At 33.9% G+C, this 19,129-nt stretch carries 14 protein-coding genes; 12 read left to right on the forward strand and 2 right to left on the reverse strand.

What is annotated here, in order from left to right:
* Nucleotides 1–1,275 precede the first annotated feature (1,275 nt).
* The 6 genes from ACP7AQ_RS06195 (at nt 1,276) to ACP7AQ_RS06220 (ending at nt 9,810) form a co-directional block, all read left to right on the forward strand.
* Nucleotides 1,276–1,737 carry a DUF6799 domain-containing protein gene (locus tag ACP7AQ_RS06195; protein WP_426094814.1) on the forward strand — a complete coding sequence of 154 codons (462 nt, stop codon included), beginning with the start codon at nt 1,276–1,278 and terminating at the stop codon, nt 1,735–1,737.
* A gap of 47 nt (nt 1,738–1,784) precedes the next feature.
* The gene (locus ACP7AQ_RS06200) at nt 1,785–2,339 is read left to right on the forward strand and encodes a hypothetical protein (RefSeq protein WP_426063995.1); all 555 of its coding nucleotides are present in this window, start codon (nt 1,785–1,787) and stop codon (nt 2,337–2,339) included.
* A 2,195-nt stretch (nt 2,340–4,534) separates the two neighbouring features.
* Entirely contained in the window at nt 4,535–5,155 is a 621-nt protein-coding gene (locus ACP7AQ_RS06205; RefSeq protein WP_426094815.1) for a ferritin-like domain-containing protein, read from the forward strand.
* Nucleotides 5,156–5,342: 187 nt separating this feature from the next.
* Nucleotides 5,343–5,909, forward strand: a complete 567-nt coding sequence (locus tag ACP7AQ_RS06210) for a DUF72 domain-containing protein (RefSeq protein ID WP_426094816.1) — start codon at nt 5,343–5,345, stop codon at nt 5,907–5,909.
* Nucleotides 5,910–6,051: 142 nt separating this feature from the next.
* Nucleotides 6,052–8,685 carry a cyanophycin synthetase gene (gene cphA, locus ACP7AQ_RS06215; RefSeq protein WP_426094817.1) on the forward strand — a complete coding sequence of 878 codons (2,634 nt, stop codon included), beginning with the start codon at nt 6,052–6,054 and terminating at the stop codon, nt 8,683–8,685.
* A gap of 213 nt (nt 8,686–8,898) precedes the next feature.
* On the forward strand, nt 8,899–9,810 hold the full coding sequence (locus ACP7AQ_RS06220) for a DUF6268 family outer membrane beta-barrel protein (RefSeq protein ID WP_426094818.1): 912 nt from the start codon (nt 8,899–8,901) through the stop codon (nt 9,808–9,810).
* A 526-nt stretch (nt 9,811–10,336) separates the two neighbouring features.
* On the opposite strand, the gene ACP7AQ_RS06225 is transcribed toward ACP7AQ_RS06220, so the two are convergent.
* On the reverse strand, nt 10,337–11,521 hold the full coding sequence (locus ACP7AQ_RS06225; RefSeq protein ID WP_426094819.1) for a PAS domain-containing sensor histidine kinase: 1,185 nt from the start codon (nt 11,519–11,521) through the stop codon (nt 10,337–10,339).
* A gap of 496 nt (nt 11,522–12,017) precedes the next feature.
* On the opposite strand from ACP7AQ_RS06225, the gene ACP7AQ_RS06230 reads away from it, so the two are divergent.
* The 4 genes from ACP7AQ_RS06230 to kdpA all read left to right on the forward strand — a co-directional run bounded on the left by ACP7AQ_RS06230 (nt 12,018) and on the right by kdpA (nt 15,812).
* On the forward strand, nt 12,018–13,361 hold the full coding sequence (locus tag ACP7AQ_RS06230) for a sigma-54-dependent transcriptional regulator (protein WP_426094858.1): 1,344 nt from the start codon (nt 12,018–12,020) through the stop codon (nt 13,359–13,361).
* Nucleotides 13,362–13,523: 162 nt separating this feature from the next.
* Nucleotides 13,524–13,805, forward strand: coding sequence for a DUF7674 family protein (locus tag ACP7AQ_RS06235; RefSeq protein ID WP_426094820.1), 282 nt, complete (start codon nt 13,524–13,526; stop codon nt 13,803–13,805).
* Nucleotides 13,806–13,911: 106 nt separating this feature from the next.
* Complete coding sequence (gene kdpF / locus ACP7AQ_RS06240) at nt 13,912–13,989, forward strand: K(+)-transporting ATPase subunit F (protein WP_426064039.1); 78 nt, start codon at nt 13,912–13,914, stop codon at nt 13,987–13,989.
* Nucleotides 13,990–14,093: 104 nt separating this feature from the next.
* On the forward strand, nt 14,094–15,812 hold the full coding sequence (gene kdpA / locus ACP7AQ_RS06245; RefSeq protein WP_426094821.1) for a potassium-transporting ATPase subunit KdpA: 1,719 nt from the start codon (nt 14,094–14,096) through the stop codon (nt 15,810–15,812).
* Nucleotides 15,813–15,897: 85 nt separating this feature from the next.
* Here kdpA and ACP7AQ_RS06250 read toward each other — a convergent pair whose 3' ends face one another.
* Complete coding sequence (locus ACP7AQ_RS06250) at nt 15,898–16,257, reverse strand: four helix bundle protein (RefSeq protein ID WP_426094822.1); 360 nt, start codon at nt 16,255–16,257, stop codon at nt 15,898–15,900.
* 86 nt (nt 16,258–16,343) lie between these two features.
* On the opposite strand from ACP7AQ_RS06250, the gene kdpB reads away from it, so the two are divergent.
* Both kdpB and ACP7AQ_RS06260 read left to right on the forward strand, forming a co-directional pair.
* On the forward strand, nt 16,344–18,401 hold the full coding sequence (gene kdpB, locus ACP7AQ_RS06255) for a potassium-transporting ATPase subunit KdpB (protein ID WP_426094823.1): 2,058 nt from the start codon (nt 16,344–16,346) through the stop codon (nt 18,399–18,401).
* 103 nt (nt 18,402–18,504) lie between these two features.
* On the forward strand, nt 18,505–19,059 hold the full coding sequence (locus ACP7AQ_RS06260) for a K(+)-transporting ATPase subunit C (protein ID WP_426094824.1): 555 nt from the start codon (nt 18,505–18,507) through the stop codon (nt 19,057–19,059).
* Nucleotides 19,060–19,129: the final 70 nt, after the last annotated feature.

The following is a 19,129-nucleotide window of genomic DNA, read 5'->3' on the forward strand; positions in this document are numbered from 1 at the left end:
AATTTTTGAGGGAGAAAATACGTCAACCGCATATTTTACTCTAACCCATTCCACCAGATAGTCTAACAAATGTAATTCCTTTATTTAGGATTCGTAAATCATACTGAGCATTTCCTTTACCGAAGAAATGTCCATTTTCTCAAAATTTTACTTCAGATACTCCTTCGTTCCTACAATTCCCGCAAGATGGCTTCTTAAATCCCGGGAAAGTATAGCCAGCATGCTGTTTTTGTGCGTTATAAATTCTGCAAGGTCTTTTGCATCAGCGTTGGCAATAAGCCCTCTTTTTGTAATATTATCCGTAATCCAAAGGCGCTTTAGGGATTTTGGAAATTTAATTTGCGTTAATTGTTACCTTTTTGGATCAGATTTATATATTTAATCATTTTTTTTAGATTACACATACGTCAAGTAAATGCTACTAAAGTTAAATATTTTTAATCACTTATAATGTTTATAATTGAAAAAAAATAATATAATTACTTAATAATGAGTGATTAGTATTTTTTTTGATTTTAACACAATGTTGAATTTTAAAAACTAAACTTTCTCAGATACCAACTTGAGATTAGGTTTTTGGACGAAAAAAATTAAATCAAATAGAAGAACTTAATAATAAAGAATACTTCTGGAAATTTAAATAATTTATTGTCATTGGTGGGAAAGAAAGTATAATAAGAAATAACGTTTTCATTTGTAGAAGAAAGATCCGATTAATTAATTTAAAAATTCTCAAACTAATCCAAATTCCAGAGTCCCATTCTCGAAATCTTCTAAAATCGTGATTTTTTAGAGATCGTATAAATTAATATAATTTTTCTAAGCTCTGTCAGTCAGCGCTCCAATATCTTGTAAACGATTTGTAGAGCAGTTTAGCGTGTATATTCCAATTAAATAATAAAGGAAGGTTTAAAATTAATGCGATTATTGACAGGAAATTGCGGCAGGTTAATTTTAGTGGAGCGGCTCCCTGTTTAATTATTACTTCATCGATTTGACGCATTATTTAAATAAAATTAACAGTTACAAAATTTTATTATTAATCTTAAATTTATTTTAAATACTTGTAAATGAGTTATTTGTGTTTTATCTTTATAGTGGTAAAATATTTTAAAATGCTGTTGCGTGATAATTATGAAACCATATTGAAAGAGAAATTACATTCCAGCTAAGTTGTTTTTCGACTGTGTATCTAAAAAAATGAGATGTACCACGATGTTATTTTTTAATCTTATTCAAAGTAATTTTTATATTAATCTTTTAAAATCAATTAAAATGAAAAAAGTAATTTTTGTAAGTGTGGCACTTTGCTTTTCAATGTGTTTGTTCGCCCAAACAGATTCAACGAACAAAAAAATGCAGCAAATTAATAATGGAAAAAATCAAATGACTAGAGAACGGAATTATCAAACAGCTGATAAGTCTTTTCCCGATGGCGTAATGATGAAAAATGGGAAGTTGATGATGGTCAAAAATGGAAAAATGACCTTAATGGATCACGAAATGTCAATGAGTAACGGGACGAAAGTGATGTCCAACGGGACCATTATGAAAAAGGACGGTACAAAGATGATGATGAAAGAAGGCCAACATATGAATATGGCTGGTAATTTCAGAAATCCTCAAACAAAAAAAGGTATTACTAAAAAAACCACTGTTAAGGAACCTAATAACAACAAAAAGAAAGATATGTATTTGATGCAAAATGAAAAAATTAAAAAAGATAGTTTGAAATAATCAGCGTAACAAAGTAATTAATAATTCTAATCTTAAATAAAGCAACAATGGAAACGGAAGGAAATCAAAACCAGCCAGAACAGACTAAATCGGAAAAAAAAATGCTAACAGGAATGTTTGCTGATCGTGAAAGCGCCGAGAATGCCTACAACTCCCTTCATGAAAGAGGGTATAGCAAGGATGATATAAATCTAATAATGTCAGACGAAACCCGTAAAAAACATTTCTCAGATGTAGAAGAAACAGAAATAGGTACAAAAGCAGCTGAAGGTGCAGGAAAAGGTTCTGCAATTGGGGGAACTGTAGGTGCAATTGTAGGTGTTGTTGCGGCATTAGGGACGAGTTTGGTCATACCGGGTCTTGGTTTGCTGGTAGCTGGTCCTTTAGCTGCAGGTCTTGCTGGGGCAGGGGCAGGTGGTATCGCAGGCGGAGTAATAGGAGCCTTAGTGGGTTCTGGAATTCCGGAAGAACGAGCAAAAATATATGAATCCGGGGTAAAAGATGGGCGAATTGTGATGGGTGTAAATCCGAGAAACGATGACGATGCGAATCACATTGAAAATTCGTGGCGCGAAAACAAGGGAGAAGAAATCTACCGGTAGTACAACAGGTTTACAAGGGTTGGCATTTTTAGATGTCAACCTTTTTTTATTTTACGGGAGAAACGTTTCGAGATGAATTTTTACGACAAATGATGCTGATATCAATCATAGTTTGACTGATAAAACAAAAATCGGTATTGATTTCCTGAGTCATCGCAATAGTTACAAACTAACTGCTTAAACTATTCCATTTAATTATTTTGAAAATAATTCGATAAATTTTGTTCTTATATCAACAAGACCTTTTCGATAACAAAGTTATTTTACGTCTTAAAAAGGGCTGAAATTTAAACCAGTTCAGAGTTTATCCAATACATCAAAATCTTCAATAACAGGTTTTAATGTTAAAATTTGGGGATGACCAGACTTATTTATTCGAGGAAAAATCAAAGACTATCCTTATAACGATGGACGCCAAGTATTATATTAATAAAGCACGAGTAAAAATAAAACTGTTTTAAATACTTTCTGGGTATTTTACTCCCGGTGAAAATCAATAGAATAACTTTGGTATTAAATTCGCTTTATTTTCCATTCTAATACAAAGTTTAAACATTTTCAATAAATATACAAATAGTGGTGTTTCTGTCAATAATACTAATCTTCTGCACAATTATTACTTCTAATTATGAAAAAACATAGTAATTGTCTTCTCTATTAATTCATTTTTATTATATATCTTGTTTGAATTGATGTTATTTATTTCATTTTGTATTGGAATCGATTAATTACTATTTTGAAACTCATGACGCAAATTAATGCCATAAAGATAACTCATGAAAAAGACACTCTTCAAATTTTAAAAAAAATTGAATAGTAGAACTTACTGACTATAAAATCAATCGGTGATGCGCTTTCCACAATCAATTGTATGGCTTTGTAAAACAGAAAAAACCGGATGTCACTTTCTTCAATTTCCTATTCATAGTTGATCTTTTTTTGTAATGTTTAAAAAATGTGAATTTAGCGTTCCAAAACTAAAGTTTATTTTAGTATGAGAAAATTATGCTTTAAAAGCAGTTAAATACAGTACAAGTGATTTTATTTTGAAGACAATTGATTTTAATGCTATTGTTTTAGCCGTTTATAGAGTCATCAAAAAAACTGAAATGGAACGCAGTTATTAGAATCAAAAAGTCAAGAATGTTACGCTTTAGACTCTTTAGATCACTTAAATGACTATTTTGCCATTGCATCGTTGGAAAAAATAGAAATTATTTTAATGTCGGAAATTAAACTATGTCGGGTTAATGGGAGACATACTAATTTTTTTCTCTTAAATTGTATAATGGTTATTTCTAACAAAAATTTAAGAAAATACATTATGCTGCTGGACAGTAACTATTTTTTTTAATCCATTATTCCGATTGTATTAATCTGCGAAACATATGAAAAATAAAGCAAGGGGATAGTTATTTTTATGAATTTTCAAATGAAATTATTTTACTTGTCACAAAAAGGAGCCGAGAGGATTTTAATAAAGTTATAATTAAAAGAGTAGTGCATTTATAGTAATTCTTAACCAAGAATTAAGATTTGAATTATCTAATCCAAATTACTTCTAAAATTAATTCCGCACATGAAAAGCAACAATTTAATGATAAAACATGGCTCCAACGATTTGGACTTGATTAAAAAATAATTAACAAAAGGTGGTGTTAATTATATTGCGGAAACAGTGCATAAAAAAACAGACGAAAAAAAGCACTTTTATATTCCAGCATGATATCATCCTCTCCAATTGTATTTTTCCGGCTTTTGATGGTTTTCCGGCTTTAAAAAATAAGAGAGAAACTAATACCACAAATACCTTTTATTTTTGTTTCCAAATCCATTGATATAGAAAATACCGATGTGCGAATCAAAAAAGAATTAACAGATTTTGTACTTAAAAAGCGATTATGCACTTTAATCATTAAAATAAACCTTACCTATAAAAGCAATTTTCCATTTTCATGACAATGATTTTAGTCGGTTATTTTTGAAAATTTGATTTTCTTTATTTCTTGTTCTTTGCATGGTAACATCATTCAATTTTTTTATAAATTCCAAAATAGATATGATGTCCTGTTAATAAAATTTACGAGACTGTGAATTTTGTAACTATTAAAAATAATTGTGTACAGAATAGATTTGACTAATTTTTAAATTTGTTTCTGAAATAATATCAGAATCAATTTCGGAAATCAAAAGTTATGAAAACGACAAAAGACGAATCTGCAAAAGCCATTAAAGCACCAAACAATACGACAGGAAAAACAACCAAAAATTCAAATCGTACCGCAAAAGACGGAGCGATAATAGCAAAACCTGAGGCATCGAAAGACTTAAGAGATTTTTTAGAAGAAGAATTAAAAGCTATTTATTGGGCAGAAAAAGCGTTGACAAAAGCACTGGTTAAAATGGCCAAAAATGCTACATCTGTTCAATTGATAAAGACGTTTAAGGAATCTTTGAAAGAAACCGAAGTACATGTTACACGTTTGGAGCACGTTTTTGAATCATTGGGTCTCAAAGCAGTTGCTAATAAATGTGATGCAATGGCAGAACTGTTGCATGAGGTCAATGGCATAATCGAGGGAACTGAAGTTGGTAATGTTCGCGATGCAGCGATGATTGCTGCAGCGCAGAATGTGAAACATTATGAAATCGCTACTTATGGGACTTTGCGTGTTCATGCTGTTACTCTTGGTAAAACAAAAGCTGCCTTACTTCTTGCAAAAACACTTGAAGAACAGAAAAACGCTGACGTAAAATTAACAGAAATTGCTGAATCACATATCAGTGTTAGTGCTGCGTACGAAGGTGGTAAATAAATAAATAAATATTCCACTGATTTTATTGTGAGTTTATGTGCCCTAATCAAAGATTTGGGGACTTGTATTTTTAGTTTTTAAATTTTTATCTTCTGTACTGCAGTCAAAATGTTTGGTGAAGAAATTTTTGTTAAGTGTATCTGACAACGATTCAGCATTCCTTTTCATAAACATAATTCTTATTTTTATGTTCGCTAAAAATTTACATATCGTTTGTTCTTCCTATTACATCGCTAAACGGAAGAATGTTTTTTATCCTGAAAATATTTTATCAGCCAAATGGTTTGCGTTTTATTGCATGCATTTCAACAGTTTTGAAATAAATGCTACATTTTATAAATTCCCCACATTGCTAATCCTCACCATTTGGTGTAAAAAAAGCCCTGATGATTTTATAAATTGCGTTAAAGCACCAAAACTGATAAAGTATGTAAAAAAGCTCGTCTACTGCAAACCTAAAATAGATGAATTCTTTTCGCTTTGCAGAAATGGACTCAATGACAAACTGGGTTGCACCTTATTCCAGTCCCCTCCAAGTTTGCATTACAGCCCTAAAAAGCTTGCTCTTATAATAGAAGCTATCAGGCTTCACGGAATTTTAAAAATGTTTCATTCTAAATATAGCCGCATTGATCTCATAAAGCTTCATGATTTTACTGACAAAAAATTATTTGCAAAAGTCTTTATATTAGTCAATACTACCGCAAGCAAAGCCGGAGTTTTAAATGCACAGGAACTAAAAACACTTTTTTAATCTTAATTCTCAATTTATTCACTTTGTACCAAGTTGCCCTGTATGGAATTCGATTCTTTTTAAAGGGTATATAAAGTCGATAATTTTAGTGCCGATGGATTTAAATAATAAGATAATACGTTTTAAAAAACAGTAAAAGACAATGAAAATAATAGAGATTAAGGTGATGCGTGGAGCCAATTACTGGTCTGGAAACAGGAAAAAACTTATCGTTATGAAACTTGACATTGGAGAGTGGGAGCAAAGGCCTACAAACACGATTAAAGGTTTTGGCGAAGTATTGGAAAAACTGTTGCCGTTTTTAAAAAGTCGCAAATGTTCAGAAAGAATTGAAAACAGTTTTTTAGAACGTGTAAAAACAGGAATATCAGTAGGACATGTAATAGAAAAAATTGCACTCGAATTACAAAGCCTTGCAGGAATGGAGTGTGGTTTCGGACAAACACTCCCTACTAATGTAAACGGCATATATAATGTTGTTTTCTCATATAGCACTGAAAGATCTGGGAAATATGCTGCTAAAGCTGCGGTTGATTTAGTGGAAAATTTGTTGATTGGATTAGAGTATAATGTGGAAGCTGCTGTACAAGAATTGCAACGCTTGTACAATAGAGAAAAATTGGGTCCCAGTACGTTTGCCATTGTAAAAGAAGCGGAAAGCAGAAATATTCCGTACACTAGACTAAATGATGATTCTGTATTAATGCTCGGACAGGGATGCAATCAAAAAATTATACGCGCATCCGTTGCATCAACTACAAGCAGCATAGCAGTTGATATGGCTTGTGATAAAGATGCAACCCGCAACTTATTGTCCCAGTCATACATTCCCGTACCGAAAGGGATGCTAATCGATGACATATCGCAACTGGAAGAAATTGTCAAAAAAATTGGATTTCCGCTTGTGACCAAACCAGTAAATGGCAACCACGGCAGAGGAATTACTACACAATTAACAACTCTAAATGAAGCACAAAAAGGTTTTTATGATGCCCAAAAAATTTCAGAAAATGTAATCGTGGAGCGTTTTATACCAGGAAATGACTATCGTTTTCTGGTTATCAATTACAAACTGGCAGCCGTAGCGAAAAGAACACCGGCTTTAATTTTAGGCAATGGTATATCCACTATTGAAGAACTGATTACTAAAACTAATAGTGATCCAAACAGAGGTGAAGGCCATCAAAAAGTACTCACTAAAATAAAAATTGATGCGGCAACACAATCCATTTTAGCGGCTAAAGAACTTAGACTGGATTCGGTTTTATCCGCTGGAGAAATTTTATTCTTAAAAGACACAGCCAACTTAAGCTCTGGCGGAACAGCAATGGATATAACGGATTTGGTGCATCCACAGAATGTTTTTATGGCAGAACGTATTGCACGTCTGATGAATTTAGACATTTGTGGTATTGATATCATGGCCGAAAATGTTGCAATTCCGATCACCGAAAAAAACGGAGCTGTGATTGAAGTAAATGCAGGTCCTGGTTTGAGAATGCACCTTTCTCCCACCGAAGGAATGGCAAGAAATGTGGCTGAGCCTTTAGTCAATATGCTTTTCCCTAATAATGCCAACGGACGTATTCCGGTTGTTGCTGTTTCAGGTACCAATGGAAAAACTACGGTTACACGATTGATTGCCCATTTGGCGCAAGCGGCAGGACATCATACAGGATATACGACAACGGATGGAATTTATATCGACGGAAATACAATTCGTTTAGGAGATTGTAGCGGACCCGGCGGTTCAGCTACCGTGCTTCGTGACCCACTTGTTGATTTTGCAGTTCTCGAATGTGCCAGAGGCGGAATACTTAGAGCCGGCTTAGGATTTGATAAGTGCAACATCAGTGTGGTAACCAACGTTACTGAGGATCATTTGGGATTAAATGATATTGACACTATTGAACAATTGGCTCGAGTCAAAGCAGTGGTGGCACAAAGTACCTTTGATACCGGAACCGCAATTCTGAATGCGGATGACGATTTGGTTTATCAAATGAAAAATACTCTTGCTTGCACCATTGCATTATTCAGCATGAATGCCAATAATGAACGGATAAAAAAACATTGCAGTGACGGAGGATTAGCGGCTTTTGTCGAAGATAATTATTTTGTCGTAAGTAAAGGCGAATCGAAAATAAAAATAGTAGCAGTTGATCAAGTGCCCCTTACTTTTTCAGGTACCTGCGAGTTTATGATTAAAAATGTTTTGCCCGCTTTATTAGCTGCAACAATAAGTAATTTTCCTATCGAAACAATTAAGGCTGCGCTTAATTCTTTTATCCCTTCGCCAACATTAACTCCCGGCAGAATGAATGTTTTTGAGTTTAAGAATTTCCGATTAATGATTGATTATGTTCATAATACGGACGGATACCTTCAGATGCAAAAATTTATGGAGCAAGTTGATGCAACAAAGAAGACAGGAATAATTTCAGCCACCGGAGACCGTCGTGTCGAAGATATTAAGAACATTGGCAGGTATTCTGCTCAAATGTTTGATGAAATAATAATAAGACACGGAGACAACAGAGGAAGAACGACAGAAGAACTCAGCACAATGCTTTCTGATGGTATTCGGGAAATTGACAGCAGCATTAAGATAAGTATCATCTCAAATGAAATAGAATCCGTACAATATACCATTAATCATGCGCAAAGCGGTGAATTTATTTTTGTGTGTGTTGATGACATTCAAAATACGATTGCCTATGTACAACAACAAATAGAAAAAGAAAATGCAGCGGTTAATTTAGTTCCGCAGTCCTGATGGAAATAGTTTAGTTTCACATGCTCGCCGAAGCAACTGGAAGTACAAATAAAATAGAAACAGCTAGTTCATTGCTGTACCAACTGTAATGCTTTATACTACTAAATTTGTGCTGTGGTTTTGTTCTAAAATACAACACTTTAAATGGTCGTCAAAAATGAAAAAACCATATTCAACAAATTTCAAATAATTAAACAATATAAACTTTGTAAAATGAAAAAAAAATTAATACCATTGTTATTTTTAGTACTGCCTTTTTTATGCAGTGCGCAAGAATACATCGATCTGTTTTCCATCAATTATGGGAAATCACAAAAAACAACTTTCGCAAATTCATCCATTAACACCGACATAACTACATTTCAAACAAATCTTATTTTACCAATTGTTTTAAATGAAAAATATATTGCTGTTACGGGTGTAAATTTCAGCAGCTACAAATTACAATTGTTTCCTGATTCTGATAAAAATCATTTGTACACAACAAATTTAAGAGCAGGTTTGACTGTAAAACATTCTGAACACTGGAGTGGAATATACCTTTTTCTGCCAAAAGTGGCATCTGATTATATCAATCTCAGCAGTGACGATATTTACCTGGGCGGATTGGCTTTATTAAAATATAAAAGAAACGAAAGTTTTGGTTACGGTTTGGGACTTTACGGCAGCAGTGAAGCTTACGGTATGTCCGTAGTTCCCATTATTACTTTCTATTATCATAGTCCGGATAAACGTTTTGAAATAAATGCGTTTATGCCAAATGACGCTGATATTAATTATAGTTTAACTGATAAAACTAAAGTGGGCGTGGATTTTCTGGGTCACGGAAACAGTTACAAACTGACCACTGATAACGTTCGTTCGAATTATGTCGAAAATAATTCGATAGACCTTTCGACTTACGTACAAAGAAGCGTTTTGGACAAAAAAATTCTTTTACGTATAAAAATGGGCTATTCTTTAAATCAGTTTAGAGTGTATCCAATAGATGAAAAACTTGACTTACAAATTCTAGCGTTAAAATTTGGTGATAACCGAACCTTGGTGTTAGAAAACAAATCAAACACACTCCTATTGAAGTTGGAAGCTATTTATCGCTTTGATTTGAATACTGTTAAAAAATAAGTCGAATCACGAGAATATGTTTACGGTGCGCAGATTAATTTTGGACCAAAAGATAATTAAACTACCCGTGAAGTATATTTCTCTTTGTTTAATTTATTGACCACATAGAAGAAACGAAGACTTTAAAAATTTGGAATTCGTTGCACTTTTTTAAAGAAAACCGTAGTTGTGTCAACCCAAAAAATGTAATGTTTAACTATTTTTTTCTAAGTTTTTATGTGATTCAATTCTTTTATTGAAATTTGGATTAATTACTCACAACTCGTTAAAGTTTTTATTTTGTCAATCCTACAGAGTGGGAATCAAATGATTGATTCATAAAGTGAGATTTCTTATTGCTCAAAAAGACAAAATCAATCCATACTAAAGATACAATTCGTAACCTTTAATACTTTAATCTAAAAGGAGTTCAGGCGTAATAAAACAATGTTTCCATAGACCAAAAAAAACTTTAATTACATCCATTGGGCAACGGAGCAGTAAAATTCATCGCTGATTTATTTACCACTATGTGTATTTTGATGTATTATTCAATGTCTTCTTTTTTCGAAATATCCTTCTTATCTAAAGGTTTATTGAGAGGTAAGGTAAAATAAAAGGAAGATCCTACGCCTTCTTCACTTTCAACCCATATTTTTCCGTTATTTTTTTCTAAAAATCCTTTTACAAGCAATAGACCAATGCCCGCTCCTTTATTTTCTTCTACCGTTTTTGAAAGTGCTTTAACCTGAGGAGTAAAAAGTTTATCCATTATTTCTTTGGACATACCCTTTCCTGAATCTTTGATTGCTACAATCATCATATCATCACTTTGCTTTGCTGACAAGGTAATTTGGCCTCCTTTATGCGAATGTTTAATCGCATTCGAAATTATATTTTGAAGAATAGAAAGCAACATTTTCTCATCAGCAAACACGGTACAATTTTCTTCTATTTCACTGTGAAGATTTATGGTATTGATGGATGCGGTTTCTTTTAATGATTCAAAAACTTTTTCTACATAATGAACAAGTTCTATTTTGGACGGAACAAACGCTTCGGCAGCATACTTTATCCTTGTCCATTCTACCAGATAATCTAGCATGTTCAATTCGTTTACCGCCGCAATGTGAAATTCTTTCAACAAATCTTTGGCTAAAGCAGGATTAATTTTATCAAAATTTGTCTCCAAATATTGAGCACCCTGAATAATTCCGGCAAGTGGGCTTCTTAAATCGTGGGACAAAATCGCAAGTACACTTTCCTTGTGGGCATTGAGATCTTCCAACTCTTTTGCATATTTTTTTATTGAGTCCTCTGATTCTTTTTTGGCAGTAATGTCACGCAATATTTTTACAAATCCTATAACTGCATCATCTTCATCTTTAAGTGGGAATACCAAACCATCTGCAAAAAATGTTTTTCCGTCCTTGCACAAGTGCCATCTTACATCTACAGATCGTCCTTCTTTTAGAGCAATGTCAATTTCCCTTTGCGGAATTCCAGCTTTTTTATCTTCTTCGGTAAAAATAGTTTCAAATGGTTCCCCAATAATTTCATCTGTTTCATACTGAAATATATGTGTTGCCCCTGAATTCCAACTGTTAATATTTAAATCTGTATCAACCGTAAAAATGGAATAGTCCAATAAACTATCAATTATTTGGCTATAAAATTCTGCTGTAGGAACGTATTGCTCCTTAAGACCTTTCGTAGTTTTTGCTGTAGACATTTTTTTTGGATTTAAAAATACTGTATGAAGAATCAAGGCGCAAATTATCTTTTTTTCACCGTAAAATGTGTTACATAATTATTTTTATTTGTTGCAAAATTTAATGATAAGTTGTAGAAAATTTACATAAAAACATAATTGCTAACGGACCAGCTCCAACTTTTTTTCTCATGGATAGATTTTTGCTAACTCGATAAAGTAACTCCTATTTTTATTTAAAACTACTTTATAATATCCTTTAAATAGTATCCAAATCTATGATGCGGGAGACGCAAATCGAGGCTGCAAATAGATGGGTAATGGCTAAATGTTCAATAATCAAAAAGAAATTCTTCTTTTACTCAACGATTATTGTAGAATTTATAATGCTAATTAACTAAAAAATATTCCTAATTTACTAAGTAATTTTTTATTTAACATTTAATATTTATCGAGGAAATAGTTATTTTGGAGTAGGCAAAGATGTATTTTTGTACTCTAAAATTTCATTTTTACCATTTTGAAAAACATCCTAATTATTGACGACGAAGAAAAACTTCGCGGACTTCTCGCTAGAATTGTAAAATCTGAGGGATTTGAAGCTTATGAAGCATCGGATTTAAAATCGGGTTTCAAAAAAATGGAAATCAAGGATATTGATGTAGTTCTTTGCGATGTCAAACTTCCAGATGGCAACGGCGTTGATTTTGTACAAAAAATAAAACAAGTATTTCCTTTGACCGAAGTCATCTTATTGACTGCTTTCGGAAAAATTTCCGATGGTGTTCAAGCCATGAAAAATGGAGCATTTGATTATATAGTGAAAGGCGATGATAATGACAAAATTATTCCGCTATTGTACAAAGCATTGGAAAAAGCGCAGTTGCAAAAGAAAGTCAAACAACTCGAAAAAAGAATCTCTGATAAATATTCCTTTGACAGTATCATTGGTAAATCAAAAGGACTGGAACAGGTAATTGATTTGGCTAAAAGAGTATCCAAAACAGATTCCACCGTACTTTTAACAGGTGAAACCGGAACCGGAAAGGAAGTTTTTGCGCAAGCCATTCATGAAAGCAGCAATCGGGTTGGGAAATCTTTTGTTGCGTTAAATTGTAGTACTTTCAGTAAGGAAATTCTGGAAAGCGAATTATTCGGACACAAACAAGGGGCTTTTACCGGTGCAGTAAAAGATAAAAAAGGATTTATTGAAGAAGCCAATGGTGGAACCTTATTTCTGGATGAAATTGGGGAAATGCCTATTGAATTGCAAGCTAAATTATTGCGGGTTTTAGAAACTAGCGAATTTATTCAGATTGGTGATACCACCCCAAAAAAGTCTAATTTCCGCCTAATTGCAGCAACCAATCGCGATTTAAAAACTGAAAGCGAAGAACACCGTTTTCGTTCTGATCTCTACTTTAGGTTAAATATATTTGAAATCAAAATTCCAGCCTTAAGAGAAAGAACAAAAGATATTGCGCCATTGGCTCATAGTTTTGCATCTCAGTTTTCGGCTAAAACCAATAAAAAAACAGTGAGTATTGATCCTGAATTTCTCCATAAACTAGAAACCTATCACTGGCCAGGAAATGTTCGGGAACTTAAAAATGTGATTGAACGTTCCGTTATTTTGGTTAATGGGGAGCTGTTAACCCAAGAATTGCTGCCTTACGAAATACAAAATCAAACCGACAAAGCCAATAAAATAGTATCCGCTTTTTCGATGGGAAGTGTAGAGAAATTGCACATTCAAAAAGTATTGAATTATACCAAAGGCAACAAAGCCGAAACAGCGCGCCTACTTGAAATAGGTATTGCAACACTTTATCGAAAATTAGACGAATACAGCATTCATTAAAATCATATTATTTTGAGAAAAGCCTATCATTTTGATAGGCTTTTTTTATGGCTTTTTTTGGCATAAAAACCACAAAGCTTTAATTGACAATGATTTGATAGTCATTACGATTTATTGGAATATATTTTGGCGTAAGCGATGAAGAACATAAAAAACATTCTTATGAAAAATCAAGTCACCACAATTTACAAACAAGCAGAACGCTTTGCCGAAATCACCAAGACAGCAATTATTACGGGAAATATTTCTAGAGCAAAAAAATGCTTAGCACTTGCTGAACAATTATTGATAACAGGAAGCAACGAAACAAAAATTGCTATTTCGAATGTTTATCTTTTTTCTGTTTCTTCTTTTATGGAACTGCGTCGCTGTAACATTTCTAATCTGTTTCCAAAAACATTGAAGGCAGAATACATCAAACAAATCAATGCAACCGGAGTATAATCTTAATTTTTAATCCATGATAGTTACTATCCTTTTAATCGCGCTAGCCATTTTGTTATTTGCGATTTGTTTTAAAGCCGTCGAATTTTTTGAAAAAATCTAAATCATGACAGCACTATTTATTATCGCACTTGCCGTTTTTGGCTATTTGGTTTATGTACTAATCAAACCCGAAGAATTTTAATAATGTAAAATGTGATCTGTTAAATGTAAAAAGTTGGTTAAAAAATAAAAAAATATTGGACCACGCATCTCACATTTTACAATTCACTAAAAAATAAACAAATTATGAACACAGAATTATTTGGCGTCATTAGTATTTTTATTGTTTCCATAGTTTTGGCTATTCCTTTAGGACGGTATATTGCTAAAATATATTCAGGCGATAAAACACTGCTAGATCCGATTTTCAATCCAATTGAAAAATTTATTTTTAAGATCAGCGGGATCAATGCCACGGAAGAAATGAACTGGAAACAGCATTTAAAAGCGCTTTTAAGCGTGAATATGGTATGGTTCTTTCTTAGCTTTTTTGTTTTGTTATTTCAAGGTTCAATGCCTTTAAATCCCGACAATAATCCAAACATGTCACCCGATTTAGCATTCAATACTGCTATTTCATTCGTGGTAAACTGTAATTTGCAGCATTACTCTGGGGAAACGGGCGTTTCCTATCTTTCGCAAATGGTTTTGATGTTCCTGCAATTTGTTTCAGCGGGTGTCGGGATGGCTGCAGCAGCGATGGTTTTCACTGCAATGAAAGAGAAAACAACTGATGCATTAGGGAATTTTTACAATTATTTTATCAAAAGCTGTACCCGTATTTTACTGCCGCTTTCTGCTATGGTAGCGATTGCTTTGTTATTTAGCGGAACACCGATGACTTTTGAAGGAAAAGACAGCATCACCACTTTACAAGGTGAAAATGTTGAAGTTTCCCGCGGTCCTGCCGCAGCATTTATCGGTATTAAACATATTGGAACAAATGGTGGAGGGTTTTTTGGAGCCAATTCGGCGCATCCGCTGGAGAATCCTACTTATTTTACAAATGCTGTGGAATTGTGGGCTCAATTAATAATCCCGTTTGCGATGATTTTTGCTTTAGGTTTTTATTTAAAGAAAAGAAAATTGTCCTACGTAGTTTTTGGGGTAATGACCATTGGTTTTTTACTTTTAGTAATACCAACAGTGATCAGCGAAATCAACGGAAATCCTGCCATCGAAAAAATGGGGATTATGCAGTCTACGGGTGCTATGGAAGGCAAAGAAGTTCGCTTTGGGCCTGCTACTTCCGGATTTTGGAGTATCGCAACAACGGTAATTTCCACTGGTTCGGTCAATAGTATGCACGATAGTTCGATGCCGATTTCCGGTTCGATGCAATTGCTGGCTATGATGGTTAATGCCTTTTATGGAGGTTGTGGTGTTGGTTTTTTGAACTTCTATATTTTTATCATTCTCGCTGTCTTCATTTCGGGATTAATGGTCGGAAGAACCCCTGAATTTTTAGGAAAGAAAATCGAAGCCCGCGAAGTCAAAATTGCTGCTTTCATCGCTATTCTCCATCCTTTATTGATATTGTCGGGAACCGCATTGGCTTCTTATTTTGCCGCGCATGACACCGCAATGGGCTATTGGTTTAGCGGAAATGCAACTGGCTGGCTCAACAATCCGGGTCATCATGGTTTTTCGGAAATGCTTTATGAATATACTTCGAGCGCCGCCAATAATGGAAGTGGATTTGAAGGCTTGGGAGACAATAATCCTTTTTGGAATATAACCACCGGAATTGTTTTGTTATTAAGTCGGTTCCTTCCGATCATTGGACCTTTGGCTATTGCAGGATTATTAGCCAATAAAAAATACATTCCTGAAAGTGCGGGAACTTTAAAAACGGATACGACCATTTTTGGAGTTATGGTTTTTGCCGTAATTGCAATTATAGCAGCGTTATCTTTCTTTCCGGCATTAGCTTTAGGACCATTGGCAGAATATTTTACAATGTAAAATGTAAAATGTAAAAAAGTAAAAAGTGAGGTGTAAAAAGTAAAATATTTACTAACTCATATCTGACATTTTTACTTATTGCATTTCACAATCTGCCCTCGAGATTTTTAATTAATCCATAAATAAGTTTTCCAATAATGTCTAATTTTTCAATCAGTTGTTCGCATTCTTTTTCATTGATAAAGTTTAATTCTTTACTCAATAAAATTAAAGTGTCAAGTTCAGATAAAGAGCCTAATGAAATATACAGAAAATGAATGAATTCTTTCGTACCTCTTCTAGCTGCACCTTCAGCGATATTTACCGGAACTGAAACAGAAGCTCTTCTAATTTGTGAGATTAATCCAAATTTTTCATCAGAGGGAAATCGATTTGTTACTAAGTAAATTTCTTTAACAAATTCAAAACTTTTAATCCAAGAATTCAAATTTTTATGTGGTTTCATAACTTTAAATATTTTTAATTGACTATCAAATATATTCAATCTCACGACATTTCACATTTATCATCTAACATTTTACTTATAAAAAAATGACTCAAAATAAATCCAATTCATTATTTGAGAGCAAGCAGGTAAAAGATGCGTTAGTGCAGTCTTTTGTAAAACTTAATCCTAAAATAATGTTCAAAAACCCGGTAATGTTTACCGTAGAAATCGGAACGGCTATTATGCTTGCCGTTTGTATTGCCATATTATTTGGCGCGCAGGATCAAGGGAGTTTTATTTATAATTTCATTGTATTTTTAGTTTTATTAGCGACACTGTTGTTTGCCAATTTTGCAGAGGCAATTGCCGAAGCCCGAGGAAAAGCACAAGCAGACAGTTTAAGAAAAACACGTGAAGAAACACCAGCGAGACAAGTTTTACCCAATGGTGAATTTAAAAATATCAGCTCTTCTGAATTGAAGAAAGGCGATGTTTTCATCTGTGAAGCCGGTGATCTAATAGCCACAGATGGTGAAATCATCGAAGGTTTAGCCACGATAGACGAAAGTGCGATTACCGGTGAGAGTGCTCCTGTCATTCGGGAATCTGGGGGTGATAAATCGTCTGTAACCGGTGGAACTAAAGTCTTATCAGACAAAATTAAAGTTATTGTAACTAATGAACCAGGAGAAAGTTTTCTGGACAAAATGATTGCTTTGGTCGAAGGAGCAAGCCGTCAAAAAACGCCTAATGAAATTGCTCTAACCATTCTTTTGGCGGCATTCACCTTAATATTTGTAATTGTTTGCGTAACCTTGAAACCGTTTGCTGATTATGCAAACGCACCGATAACAATAGCAGCTTTTATTTCGCTTTTTGTTTGTTTGATTCCAACAACCATTGGCGGTTTACTTTCAGCCATTGGAATTGCGGGAATGGACAGGGCGTTGCGTGCCAATGTAATTACCAAATCAGGAAAAGCGGTGGAAACTGCCGGAGATATTGATGTATTGCTTTTAGACAAAACAGGGACGATCACGATTGGAAACCGAAAAGCAACCCATTTTTATCCGGCAAAAGGTGTTTCGGAAGACGATTTTATTAAATCAGCAGTTTTGAGTTCACTTGCCGACGATACTCCTGAAGGAAAAAGTATTATTGAGCTCAGTAAAATGTTAGATGTGAATGGTAAAATGCAACTGGACATTTCACAATTTACAAATCACATTTCACACACAATAAAATTTACTGCCGAAACCAGAACAAGCGGTGTTGTTTTAAAAGACGGTACCAATATTAGAAAAGGAGCTCAGGATGCAGTAAAAAATATTACTCTTCAGGCCGGAAACATTTTTCCAGACGATACCGCTCAAAAAGTAATTGATATTTCCTCTAAAGGAGGAACGCCATTGGTAGTCGTTAAAAATAATCAGGTGCAAGGCGTTATTGAATTGCAGGATATTATCAAAACGGGAATGAAAGAACGTTTTGACCGTTTGCGAAAAATGGGTGTTAAAACGGTCATGGTCACCGGAGATAATCCTTTAACAGCCAAATTCATTGCTGAAGCTGCCGGTGTAGATGATTTTATCGCCGAAGCCAAGCCAGAGGACAAAATGAATTACATCAAAAACGAGCAACAAATGGGTAAACTTGTCGCCATGATGGGTGATGGAACAAATGATGCTCCCGCTCTTGCCCAAGCCGATGTAGGTGTGGCGATGAACAGCGGAACACAAGCAGCAAAAGAGGCAGGAAACATGGTCGATTTAGACAATGATCCCACCAAGTTAATTGAAATTATCGAGATAGGTAAACAATTATTGATGACCAGAGGAACGCTGACTACGTTCTCGATTGCGAATGATGTAGCCAAATATTTTGCAATTGTTCCAGCACTTTTCATCACGGCAATTCCTGCCCTTGAAGGATTAAATATCATGCGTTTGCATAGTCCGGAAAGTGCCATTTTATCTGCAGTGATTTTCAATGCGATTATTATTCCGATATTGATTCCGCTAGCTTTAAAAGGCGTTGATTATAAGCCAATCGGTGCCAGTGCTATTTTACAAAGAAACCTATTGATTTACGGACTTGGTGGATTGATTGTACCTTTTATTGGAATTAAATTAATTGATTTGTTTGTAGCAATATTTATTTAAAAAGTAAGAAGTGAAATGTGATAAGTAAAAAGAGAATCCCATAATTTCAATTCAACATACTTTCACATTTCACATATTTAAAATAACATTTAATAATAAAAAAATGAAAAATATATTTTCAATATTAAAATTCACACTCTTCATAATGGTATTGTTTGCTATCATTTATCCAATGTCGATTTTCGGAATAGCGCAATTGGCTCCAAATAAAGGAAGAGGGGAAACGGTTACCGTAAACGGAAAAGTTGTGGGTTACCAAAAAATTGGACAGAAATTCGATAAATCAAACTACTTTTGGGGAAGGCCTTCTGCTGTGGATTACAATGCAGCGGGAAGTGCGGGAAGCAACAAAGGACCTAGCAATGCGGAATATTTGGCTTTAGTTAAAAAAAGAATTGATACTTTTTTAATGGTTCATCCATATTTGAAAAAAGGAGAAATTCCATCGGATATGGTGACGGCTTCCGGGAGTGGTTTAGATCCAAATATTTCACCGCAAGGAGCTTTAATTCAAGTGGAAAGAGTAGCAAAAGAAAGAAAATTATCGATGAAAAAAGTAAAAGCTTTAGTCGAAACTAAAATCAATACACCTGCAGTGGTGGGGACGGCAACAGTCAATGTTTTAGAGTTGAATGTCGCTTTGGATGAGTTAAAATAAAAATAATTATAATTTAAACATTTTAGATTTTAATTTTTAAAAGATTAAAAAAGAGTTGATTAAAAATAGA

Origin of the sequence: Flavobacterium sp. DSR2-3-3, from assembly GCF_049896585.1 — a bacterium.
Lineage (GTDB): Bacteria > Bacteroidota > Bacteroidia > Flavobacteriales > Flavobacteriaceae > Flavobacterium.